At 70.0% G+C, this 10,694-nt stretch carries 10 protein-coding genes; all 10 read right to left on the bottom strand.

All coding sequences use genetic code 11. The annotated features are described in order from the left end of the window. Positions 1–32: 32 nt before the first annotated feature. The 10 genes from E6W39_RS03185 to E6W39_RS03140 all read right to left on the bottom strand — a co-directional run bounded on the left by E6W39_RS03185 (position 33) and on the right by E6W39_RS03140 (position 10,689). The gene (locus E6W39_RS03185) at positions 33–1,406 is read right to left on the bottom strand and encodes a hypothetical protein (protein WP_228717937.1); all 1,374 of its coding nucleotides are present in this window, start codon (positions 1,404–1,406) and stop codon (positions 33–35) included. Between the two features lie 35 nt (positions 1,407–1,441). Then, positions 1,442–2,296, bottom strand: coding sequence for a dimethylargininase (gene ddaH, locus E6W39_RS03180; RefSeq protein WP_141632160.1), 855 nt, complete (start codon positions 2,294–2,296; stop codon positions 1,442–1,444). 97 nt (positions 2,297–2,393) lie between these two features. Then, positions 2,394–2,723, bottom strand: a complete 330-nt coding sequence (locus E6W39_RS03175) for an NIPSNAP family protein (protein WP_141632159.1) — start codon at positions 2,721–2,723, stop codon at positions 2,394–2,396. Between the two features lie 46 nt (positions 2,724–2,769). After that, entirely contained in the window at positions 2,770–3,018 is a 249-nt protein-coding gene (locus E6W39_RS03170) for an acyl carrier protein (protein WP_141632158.1), read from the bottom strand. Then, on the bottom strand, positions 3,015–4,880 hold the full coding sequence (locus tag E6W39_RS03165) for an HAD-IIIC family phosphatase (RefSeq protein ID WP_141632157.1): 1,866 nt from the start codon (positions 4,878–4,880) through the stop codon (positions 3,015–3,017). The genes E6W39_RS03170 and E6W39_RS03165 overlap by 4 nt, the downstream gene beginning before the upstream one ends. Continuing rightward, positions 4,880–5,914 carry a 3-oxoacyl-ACP synthase III family protein gene (locus E6W39_RS03160; RefSeq protein ID WP_141632156.1) on the bottom strand — a complete coding sequence of 345 codons (1,035 nt, stop codon included), beginning with the start codon at positions 5,912–5,914 and terminating at the stop codon, positions 4,880–4,882. Before E6W39_RS03160 ends, E6W39_RS03165 begins: the two co-directional genes overlap by 1 nt. A 24-nt stretch (positions 5,915–5,938) precedes the next feature. Beyond that, complete coding sequence (locus E6W39_RS03155) at positions 5,939–7,258, bottom strand: cation:proton antiporter (RefSeq protein ID WP_228717936.1); 1,320 nt, start codon at positions 7,256–7,258, stop codon at positions 5,939–5,941. Positions 7,259–7,274: 16 nt separating this feature from the next. Further along, positions 7,275–9,056: an ABC transporter substrate-binding protein gene (locus E6W39_RS03150; protein WP_141632154.1), complete on the bottom strand. Its 1,782-nt coding sequence runs from the start codon at positions 9,054–9,056 to the stop codon at positions 7,275–7,277. After that, positions 9,053–9,430 carry a hypothetical protein gene (locus tag E6W39_RS03145; RefSeq protein WP_141632153.1) on the bottom strand — a complete coding sequence of 126 codons (378 nt, stop codon included), beginning with the start codon at positions 9,428–9,430 and terminating at the stop codon, positions 9,053–9,055. The genes E6W39_RS03150 and E6W39_RS03145 overlap by 4 nt, the downstream gene beginning before the upstream one ends. Beyond that, positions 9,427–10,689, bottom strand: coding sequence for an ATP-grasp domain-containing protein (locus E6W39_RS03140; protein ID WP_141632152.1), 1,263 nt, complete (start codon positions 10,687–10,689; stop codon positions 9,427–9,429). The genes E6W39_RS03145 and E6W39_RS03140 overlap by 4 nt, the downstream gene beginning before the upstream one ends. Positions 10,690–10,694: the final 5 nt, after the last annotated feature.

Raw genomic sequence — 10,694 nt, 5'->3', positions numbered from 1 at the left:
TGGACGGCCGGCCCTGCCCGTCAGCCGTTTCGTCAGGCCGTCTCGTCCGGCCCGAGCTCGTGCAGGCCGGTGCCGGCGTACGCGCCGGAGGCCGTGTTCACCACGCCCGCCTTGGATTCCAGCGTGGTCCCGCGCGCATAGATGCCGCCGAAGCCGCGCTGCGCCCCGAAGATCCCCCAGACCAGCAGCCAGGGCACCAACTCGCCCTGCTCGTCCGGAAAGTACTCGGTCAGCGGGTCGACCCGGCGCTGGACCAGGTACGGGCCGTCCAGCCCGGCGGTGACCTGCTCGCGCCAGACCTCCGGCGTGACCTGCTCCTCCCAGCCCAGCAGCACGCCCTGGCCGCCGTGCAGCAGGGTGGGCTTGAGGACCAGGTCCTCCTGATGGGCCAGCACGTAGTCGAGCATCTCGACCAGCTCGCCGTTCTCCAGGGTGACCTTCCCCGGACGCAGCATCCTGGTCCACGGCAGGATCCGGTCCAGACTCTCCCGCTCCTCCTCGGTGAGGAGGTGGCGGTTGCCCTCGTCGGAGAGCATCGCCAGCGCACCCTTGCTGGCGAAGGCCTCCGACTCCATCGGTGTGAAGATCTTGACCTGGCCGGCCGCGGCGGCGTCCAGCACCGGGTCCAGCAGGGCGACGGCTTCCTCCGACTCCAGCAGGTCCTCGATCAGGAAGAGCCGGTGGATGATGTCCACCTTCACGTCGCCGAGCCGGACCGCGCCATCGCGCACCTCCAACTCGCCGACGTGGCAGCCGTGCACGTTCATGCCGCGGGCCCGCCAGTGGTCCACCGTGAGGGCGATGTACGGCGCCAGGTCGACGTAGCTGGACGGCCAGTCGGCGATCACCACGACCGGGTCGTCGTCGGGCGCGAAGCCGGACTCCGCCACGATGTCGTGCAGCTTCTCGGTGGTGAAGTCGGTGTAGCCGAGCCGGTGCTTCTCGGCGAACTCCCGCATCAGCGGGTGCTCCAGGAGCGCCCGGGACATCTCGCCGACGTCGATGCCGCCCAGCGCGCTGCCCATGTTGTACTCGAGGAGCTTGAAGCCCGACTCGTCCACGTACATGTCGGCGCGGATCTGCTTGGTCACTGCGGCGCCCCTGCTGCGCAGGATCGCCGAGACCTGCACGTCGGTCATCCCGACCGCCCGGGCGAAGGCCCCCAGGTCCCCGCCGAAGAGGCGCTCCGGCAGGCTGGTCAGGGCGCTGTGCAGGTTCTCCAGGTCGGCCTGCAGCCGCACCCGCTCCTCGTAGCCGAGGAAGAGCGGGCGGGAGAGGAACCTGCCCCGGTAGAAGGCGACCAGCATCTCGTTCTCGGGCTGGTTGCCGATCAGTTCGGATGCGACAGCGCCGTGTTCGCGGACGCCGTCCAGGAAGCTCGCCGTCAGTTCAGCGCGATCCGTCACGGTAGTGGCCTTTCACAAGCGGATGTCTGCGAGGTTCAGCGGTCGCGGAGTTCGAGGGTGCAGCACTTGACGCTGCCGCCGGCCAGCAGCAGTTCGGACAGGTCGACACCGATCGGGTTGAAGCCGCGCGCCTTGAGCTGCTCGATCAGGCCGGAAGCCGCCTGCGGGAGAAGCACATTGTAGCCGTCACTGAAGGCGTTGAGGCCGAAGACGGCGGCGTCGTCGGCGGTGGCCAGCACCGCGTTGGGGTAGAGCTCGCGCAGCACGGCCTGGCTGCCCGGGGTGAACGCCTCGGGCCAGTACATGATTTCGGTGTCGGAGAGCACCGAGAGGGCGGTGTCCAGGTGGTAGTGGCGGGGGTTGACCAAGGTGAGGCTGGTGACCGGCATGCCGAAGAACTCCTGCGCCTCGTAGTGCGAGCGCTGGTCGGTGCGGAAGCCGGTGCCGGCCAGGATCCGGCGGCCGACCGGCAGGTAGTCGCCCTCGCCCTCGTTGATGAACTCCGGCCACAGCACCTCCTGGTAGCCGTTGCGCTGGAACCAGGAGAGGTAGGCCGGGCCTTCGGCGGTGCGCTCCATGTGCCGGAACCGGGCGGCCAGCACCTTGCCGTCCACCACGGTGGCGCCGTTGGCGGCGAACACCATGTCGGGCAGACCGACCACGGGCTCGATCACCTCCACGGTGTGGCCCAGCGAGGCGTACAGCTCGCGCAGCCGCTCCCACTGGAGCACCGCCAGGCCGGTGTCGACCGGCTTCTCGGGGTGCATCCAGGGGTTGATCGAGTAGTACACGTCGTAGTGGTTCGGACGGCACATCAGCAGCCGGCGCGGGACGGCTGTTCTGGTGGCGGCGGCCTCGCGGTCGGCTCCGATGACGTCGGTGTACGGCATTCCTGGTTCTCCTCAGCTGTGGGACGAGCCGGCGGGTAGTGGCTCGTCTGAGACAGGGCCGGCGGCCCTGGGCCGGTCGGGTCTAAGCCCGGTCGGCCTAGATGCCCTTCAGATCGGTGGACAGGTCACCGGTCAGCGGAGCGACCGCGGTGTGGTAGTCCGCGATCATCTCGGTGATCTTCTTGTCGTAGTTGTCCTCCCACTCGGCACTCGCGTAGAAGGCCTCCTGGACACAGACCCGCTGCTCCTCGGAGGGGAAGCTGCGGATCAGGTAGTAGCCGTCCTCGGTGTTGAGCGCGGGGCCGAACGCGATCACGTTGATGCCCCAGCGGCGCATCATCGGGATCGTCTCCTCCCGGCTGACCCGGTCGAACTCCTCACGGGTACCCGGCTGCACGGTGAAGAGGCGGATCTCCAGCAGGCTCATGGTGCTCTCTTTCGTTCGTCATCTGACGGCGCGTCAGGTATCCAGGTCAGCTGTTCAGGGTGGCGGCCACCAGGGCCGCCATGTCCTCGACGGTCCGGACGGCCTGGAAGGCCCGCAGCTCCAGGCGAACGCCGAAGGCGCTCTCCAACTGCGCCAGCGCCTCCAGCATGGCCAGGCTGTCCCAGTCGTAACTGGCCAGCACCGGCTGCGCCGTGAGCGCTTCCGGCTCCTGGTTCAGCACCTCGCTGAGCACTTCGAGCACCTCGGTGCCGACCGACTCGACGGTGTTCCTCATGGCTGCCGCTCCTCACTCTCGATGGTCTCGGTGCTGTCGGTGCTCTCGACAAGGGTGATCCAGGACGGGGTCGGGTCCGGGGCCTTGCCCGGTGCGAACGCGAAGTGCCCGTCACCGTCCGGTACGAATCCCGCCTTCTCCCAGAACCCCGCCGCCACACCGTTCTTCGCCGAAGGCGTGAAGCGGCCCTCCAGCACCTCGGCCCCGGCCTGCGCGGCCAGCGCGGCGATCCGTCCCGCGATCGCGAACTCGACGCCCCGGGACAGCACCCGGCAGCTCAGCACCAGGTTGAGCACGCTCCAGCGCTCCGTGGTCCGCTCCAGCCAGACCGCGCCCACCAGGCCCTCGTCCCCGAACCGGTCGGTGACCGAGACGGTGAGCGCCAACCGGTCCGGGGCGTCGATCATCGCGATCGTGGCCGCCTCGTCGAACCGGACCCCGGTCAGGTTGAACTGATTGGTTCGGGCGGCGAGTTGAGCGGCCCTGGCAACAGTGAACCGGGTCACCGGCTCGACCGCCACCCTCAGATCCAGCGCCTTCAGGTAGTCCTCCGCCTTGCTGAAGCCGCCGGAGAAGTCATTGCGCAGACTGCGCGCCCGGTAGAGCTCGGGCCTCTTCAGATCGGTGCCGGTCAACTCGACCACGTCGAACCAGCCGTGCCGCACCAGCGAGTCGACCAGCTGGGCCGGCTCGCCGCTGGAGTCGATGATGGCGACCTCGGGCAGTTCGGCCGCCACGCTGCCGCGCTCGAAGTCCGAGTCGTCCATGAAGACGAACGAGTCGGTGCCGAGCCCCAGCGTGTCGGCGGCCTTGTGCAGATTGCCCGCCTTCGGCGCCCAGTTGACCATGCTGACCGAGAAGGCCTCCGGGCGCAGCAGCACCGCCGGGTGCCGGCTGAGCGCCTCCTCGACCGGGCCGGCGTCGTTCTTGCTGGCCAGCACCAGGACCACGCCCTGCTCACGCAGCCGGCTGACGGTCCGTTGCAGATCCTGGAAGCTCTTGCCCGGGTAGAGCCCGCCGAGTTCGACGCCCTCCGAGCCGACCTCGCCCAGGACCCCGCCCCAGAGGGTGTTGTCCAGGTCGAGCGCCAGCACCTTCTTGGACAGCCCCGAGCGGGCCTGCGCGATCCGCCGCACCTCGCTGGCGAGGATCAGCAACGCCCCGTCGGTGTAGGGCAGATCGGCGTACTTGTGCAGGCGCTGGTCGCGGGCGGCCACCGACGACTCGGCGAGCAGCCCGACCAGGTCGACGACCTGCACCTGCGGGTGCTCCTCGGCGAGTGCCAGCAGCCCGGCGTTGAGCCGGTGCCAGAGCCTGGTCAGCGCGCTCCTGGTCCGCAGGCTGATCATGGTGTCGCGCAGTGAGCGCGGCAGCGGGACGGTGTGCAGGACCAGGGTCGCCTCGGTCCCGTGCAGCGCCGCGCCGACCAGTCCGCTCAACTGGGCGAGCCGCTCCTCGAGATAAGGACCGGCGGCCTCCGGCGCGGTGGCGTCCAGGTCGTCCGGAAGGAAGTAGGACTCGTCCAGCAGGCAGAGCAGCAGGTCGGCGGCGTGGTCGAAACCGCCGGTGGCCAGGGTGAGTTCGAAGGTCCCGTACGGGGCGACCTCGATCGCCGGCAGTGCTCCGGCGCCCACCAGGCAGGCGCGCAGCAGGGGTTCGAGCGGGCCGACGGTGCAGGCGGCGACCACCGAGAGCCGCACCGGCCGCAGCCTGCCGTCCGGGTCGGTCAGCCGGGCCAGCGCCCGGCCGGCCTTGCGCAGCACGCTCGGGTCGTAGGTCTGCGCCAGCGCCAGGCGCAGGTCGGGGCTGGGAGCCGTGCCGGCGGCGACGGCCGCCTTGAGTGCGTCGACGAGTTCGGGCATCAGATCCTGACCAGGGTGCAGTACCAGCGCATGCCGATGGAGATGCCGATCAGGGCGACCAGGTCGCCGGGGACCAACTCGCCGCTGCGGGTGTACTCGGCGAGCGTCACCAGGTGGTCGGCCGCGCCCATGTGGCCGTGCTGGGCGGCGACTTCGGCGCTGGTGCTGCTGATCGGGACGCCGAAGACCTCGGCGATCTCCTCGAACGAGCCCTGGTTGTCGTTCAGGTGGATGATCTTCTTGATCGAGGAGCGCTCGACGCCGGCCTTCGCACAGGCCTGGTCGGTCACCTCGACCAGGCGCTGGTTGAGCGCGGTGACGAAGGTCTGCAGCCCCTTCGGGTCGGTGCGGAAGTGGTCGACCACCGCCTCAAGGCCGTTGGCCTGGGTCTGGGAGGACCAGTCGGCCGGCGCCACCGGCGCCACCTCGCCGCCGAAGTCGGTGCGGAACCAGTCCGACACGTCCGGGTCGGTGAACTGGACGGTCGCCAGCCAGCGGCCGAACTCGTGGCCGCGGCGCAGGATCACGGCCGACGCGCCGTCGCTGTGGATGGAGTTGTTGACCCGCATCCGGTTGCGGTGGTACTCGCTGACCCGGTTGACCGCGACGAACAGGATGTTCTGCAGGCTCGGGTCGGTGGCGAACAGGCCGGCCACGTTGCCCAGGCCCGTGACGCCGGAGACGCAGCCCTCCATGAGCAGCAGGTTCGGCTTGAGCCGCACCCCGATCTCGCGCGCCAGCGCCGAGGAGGCGTCCCAGTTGAGGTAGCCGGGCACGTCGGAGAGCGCCAGCACGACGTAGTCCACGTCGTCGGCGGTCAGTCCGGCGTCCTCGATGGCGTCGCGGGCCGCCCGGGCGGACAGCTCGATCGCGGTCACGTCCGCGGGCGCCCGGTGGAAGGTGTGGTAGCCCCACTGGAGCACCCGCTCGGGGTCGTCCACGAACTCGGTGAGCACCTCGGCTTCGACCTTCTGGTCGACGCCGAGCGAGTGGCCGAAGCCCGCGATACCGAAGTCGGCGAATTGGTTCGTCATCGTCATCTCTCTGTCCTCAGCCGTTCACACGGTCTGCTTCTCGGGGGCGGCCGACCCGAACTGGGCGGTCCGTCGCAGCTGTTCCATCGGGGTCAGGTCGATCCGGGCCATCGCGAACCGGAGGACCGGGGGTGCCATCAGCGAGGTCACCACGGCGACCAGGACGATCACGGTGTAGGTCGCGGAGTCCAGCACGTGCAGGCGCAGCCCGACCATCGCGATCACCACCTGGACCACACCGCGGGCGTTCATGCCAGCGCCGAGCGCCAGCGCCTCCCAGCGCCCGAGCCGGCTGGTCCGGGCCCCCAGGTAGGCGCCGCCGAACTTGCCCGCCACGGCGACCAGCAGGGCCGTCAGCGCCATCAGCGCCACCGTCGGGTGGGCCAGCGCGGTCAGGTCCATCCGCAGCCCCGCCGAGGCGATGAAGACGGGCGCCAGCACCGAGAGCGTCACGGTCCGCAGCGGCGCCAGCAGCAGCGGGCTCACCGCCCCGGTCGCCGTGACGGTCACCCCGCAGACGAAGGCGCCGAAGATCGGTTCCAGCCCGAGCGCCTGCGTCCCCGCCGCCGACAGCAGGACCAGCACCGCCGTGATGCCGACCACCGTGCCGGTGCCGCCGTTGCGTTCGGCCCAGCGGTAGACCCGGCCGACCAGCAGCCGCCCGGCCAGGGCGGCGAGCAGCACCACGGCCGCCAGCGAGGCCACCGAGCGCACCACGTTGGCGCCGCTGACCCCGGTGGTGGCCATCGCGGTGACGACGGAGAGCAGCAGCCAGCCGACCGCGTCGTCCAGCATGCCCGCGGTCATGGTGAGTTGGCCGATGTCGCGGTGGAGCAGGTTCATGTCCAGCAGGGTCTTGGCGATCACCGGGATGGCGCTGACGCACATGGCCACGCCCAGGAAGGCCGCGAAGGTGGTCCGGCTGCTGTGCGGGGCGAGCAGCGAGGCGGGCAGCAGCAGGCCGAGACCGACGCCCAGGCCGAGCGGCAGCAGCAGCCCGGCCGCACTGACCCGGGCGGCGGTCGTCCCCTGCTTGCGGACCAGCGTGAAGTCCAGGTGGCTGCCGCTCACACCCACCAGCAGCAGCACCCCCAACTGGCCCACCGCGTCGAGCATGTGGACCTGCTCGACATTGTGTGGGAAGAGCCACCCGGCCGGCCCGGGGGAGAGCGCCCCGAGCACCGAGGGGCCGACCAGCACACCGGCGCAGAGCTCGCCCGCCACCGCCGGCCAGCCGAGCCGCACGGCGAGGCGCCCCAGCAGCACCGCCAGCGTCAGCAGCACCCCGAGCTGCAGCAGCAGAACCAGCAGCGGGTGGGCGCCGATCGGGGCGATCGGCGCCACGGCGGCCAACGTCGCCTCAGTCCTCAACGTAGTACCAGTTCTCGGGGTTGATCATCCCGTACGGGTTGACCGGACCGAAGCCGTGCAGCCGGTCGGAGACCTCGAAGATCCGGATCGGGAAGTTCGGCATGAAGATCACCGGCACCTGCTCGGCGATGTAGTCCTGGTACTCGTAGAGCGCCGCCAGGTCGTCGCTGGTCACCGTCTTCTCGATCAGCTCATCGGCCCGCGGGTCGGTGTAGTGCCCGAAGTTGCCGCCGGCGCCCGTGCTGAAGAGGATCTCGCCGGTGGGCTGGTGGAAGACCCAGCCGCCGTTCCAGTTGCACGCCTCCCAGAGGCAGGGCTCCTCCGGGCCGGGGACGCACGGCGCGTCCTCGGCCACCAGCACCGAGCCGTAGACCTCCTGGAGGCGCACCTCGATACCGGCCTTGGCGGCGTCGTCGCGGAACTGCTCCATCACCCGGGTCAGCGCGGGCCGCCCCTCGACGTAGCGCAGCAGGAAGCTCGCCCACGTCCCCGCCGGGATGCCCTCGCCGGCCTGGCCCGGGCCGGTGCCCGGATTGACGCAGACCGCCGGAGTGGTGGAGGTGTCCCAACCGTTCTCCGCCAGCAGGCGCTTGGCCCGCTCGGGGTCGAACGGCAGCGGCCAGGCGCCCTCGCGCTGGCGCGGCGAGACGAAGTCGGTCTTCGGGAAGACCGGCACCGGTCCGTTCTGCCGGTAGGCGTAGCCCTTGTAGACGTCGCGCACCGCCGAGTCCTGGTCCACGCTGGACTGCAGGGCCTGGCGGAAGTACGGCTGGGCGAAGAGCTTGCCCTGCACCGTCGGGTTGTTGAAGTTGAGCGAGATGTAGCGCACGCAGTAGGCGGTCTGCGGGTACATCGTGTAGCCGGCCAGCGGGTTGGGGCCGCCCTTGTCCGGGCTCACCGCCGGCTCGGTGGCGAAGCTCAGCGGCAGGAAGCCGACCTGGATCGCGTCCGACCCGTCCGGGCCGGCCTGCAGCCGGGTGTACTGCTCCTCGTCGGAGTCGGTCGGGACCTGCCGGAACTCCTCCAGGTAGGGCTTGTTGGGCCCCGAGTAGTGCGGGTTGGGAACGAAGGTGACGATCCCCTCGAGGGTGTAGCTCTTCAGCTTCCAGGGGCCGCTGACGATGGACCAGACGGGGCTGTCGGCCCACTTGGTGCGGTGCGCGTTGCCTTCGTCCAGGATGTCGCCCTGCTCCGCCATCAGGTAGGCGTAGACGCTCTCGACATCGGCGAGGTCGCCCGAGGCATTGGCCGGGCCGTCAGCGGTGCGGTCCCAGGCCTTGGGCAGCGGGGTGATGGTGGAGAGCTGGTTGAAGAGCACCCAGCGCTGCGAGTAGACCTTGTCGAAGGTGAAATAGACCTGGTTGTCGGAGAGTTTGCCGTAGTCGGTGAGGTTGTCGGGGAAGTAGCCGGGGACGTACTCCCCGTACCGTGCGCCCTTGACCTTCATCAGGTTGACCCAGAACAGCACGTTGTCGGCGCAGAGCGTCTCGCCGTTGGACCACTTCCACGGCTTGACGGTGATGGTGACGGTCAGGCCGTCCTCGCTCCAGACCGGCTCCTCGCCGATGCTGTTGGCGTAGTCGACGTCCGGCACGCCGTTGCTTCCGAAGAAGTACAGCGTGCGGTACATGAGGGCCTGGAACTCCAGGATGTTGCGGGTGCCCATCCGCTCGGCGGGGGTGAACGGGAAGATCACCGCGGGCGGGAACCCGGGGGCCATCGCCCAGGTGACGACTCCGCCCTGCCTGGGCTTCTTCGCACTGTTGCTCATCGCCGCTCCTGCCTCTCGTCGTGGTCGGCGGCGTCGCTGTCCGCCTCGATCTCCTCCAGGTACGACACCCCGCTGGCCGCGTGCGGGCCGTACCGCTCCCAGGTCTCGGCCAGCCGGATCCGGCCGTCGGGGAGGGTCGCGGGGGTGGAGTGGCAGCGGCCGGAGACCACCTCCCCGTCGCTCAGCACCACGCAGTACGCGAACTCCAGTTCGCCGTCGGGGCCGCAGAGCCCCGTGAGGGTGCCCCGGCGGGCGTCGCCGCCGGAGAACTCGCCCCAGAGCAGGTTGCCGCGCTGGCGGTACTGCGCCACCCGCCCCGACTCGCCGTGGTCCGCCCCGACCGGGCGGAACCGCCTGCCGTTGTAGTCGATCACTTCTCCTCCACCGGGTACGGGTCGAGGTCGACGGTGATCTTCGCGGCGAAGTCGTTCATGGTCTCCATGGCGTCCTCCAGCGAGTCGCCGGTGGTGCCCAGGAAGCCGAAGATGGTGTTGCCGTACGGCGGGCGCAGGATGACGTCCCCGGGCCGTGCGGTGATCTTCAGCAGGAAGGCCTTCTCGGAGTCGCTGACCTCGGCCGGCACGTCGATGCTGCGCACCACGCCGCCGTCGCTGATCAGGCACATCGAGGCGGTGTGCACCCCGGTCGGCTGGAAGTGCCGCACCTCGGGACGCTTGCCCGCGCCGATGTCGGCCACGGCCTTGATCGGGTCGTGGGCCGCCGTCAGCCGGGCGATCTCGTCCAGGCCGCCGCCGCCCACCCGGGCCGCGATCTCCAGCAGGTACGGCTTGCCCTGGTGGAACCGCACCTCGGCGTGCGCGACGCTGCGGCGCAGGCCCTGGGCGTGCAGGCCGGCCTTGACCACCTCGTGGACGGCCGCCAGGTCCTCGGCGCTCATCGAGGTCGGCGCGTGGTGCACGTCGTCGTCGAAGGTCGCGCCCTCGACGGTGATCCGGTCCACCACCGAGCCGAGGTAGACCTCGTCGTCCCAGGCCAGCGCCTCGATCAGGTACTCCTTCCCGTCCAGGAAGGACTCCACCAGCAGTCCGTTCGGACCGAGGTCCAGGCCGGCCACCTCGGAGTTGGCCCAGAACATCTTCTGGATGCCCTCGGCCGCCTGTGCGTAGCGCTCGGTGAGTTCGGCCTCGTCGTCCACCTTGAAGACGTAGTTGCTGCCGGCGCCCATGGTCGGCTTGATGATCACCGGGTAGCCGAACTCCTCGGCCGCGGCGAGGGCTTCGTCCGCCGACTCGACGAGGCGGAAGGCCGGGTGCGGGGCGTTGCCGCGCTCGTGCGCCTGGCGCATCAGGTACTTGTTGCGGCTCGCCTTGGCGGCCTCCACCCCGATGCCGGGCAGGCCGAGGCCCTCGGCCACCGCGGCGGCGGTGATCACCGCGGACTCGGAGAAGGTGATCACGCCGTCGAACTGCTCGGTCTTGTGCCACTCCTGGGCCAGCTCGACGATGCGCGAGACGTCCCGGGTGCCGGCCAGCCGGTACTTCTCCTCGGGCCAGAAGTCGGGCGTCCCTTCGCCGTTGAGCACGTACAGGTCCACGCCGAAGGCCTCGACCTGCCGGTAGCGCGAGATGTAGTACGACAGGTACTGGACCGTTTCGATGGTCAGCAGTTTCACGGGTC

Origin of the sequence: Kitasatospora acidiphila (genome assembly GCF_006636205.1) — a bacterium.
GTDB lineage: Bacteria > Actinomycetota > Actinomycetes > Streptomycetales > Streptomycetaceae > Kitasatospora > Kitasatospora acidiphila.
Note: the sequence above shows the minus strand (reverse complement) of the source record. Positions and strands in the feature narration are given on the sequence as shown.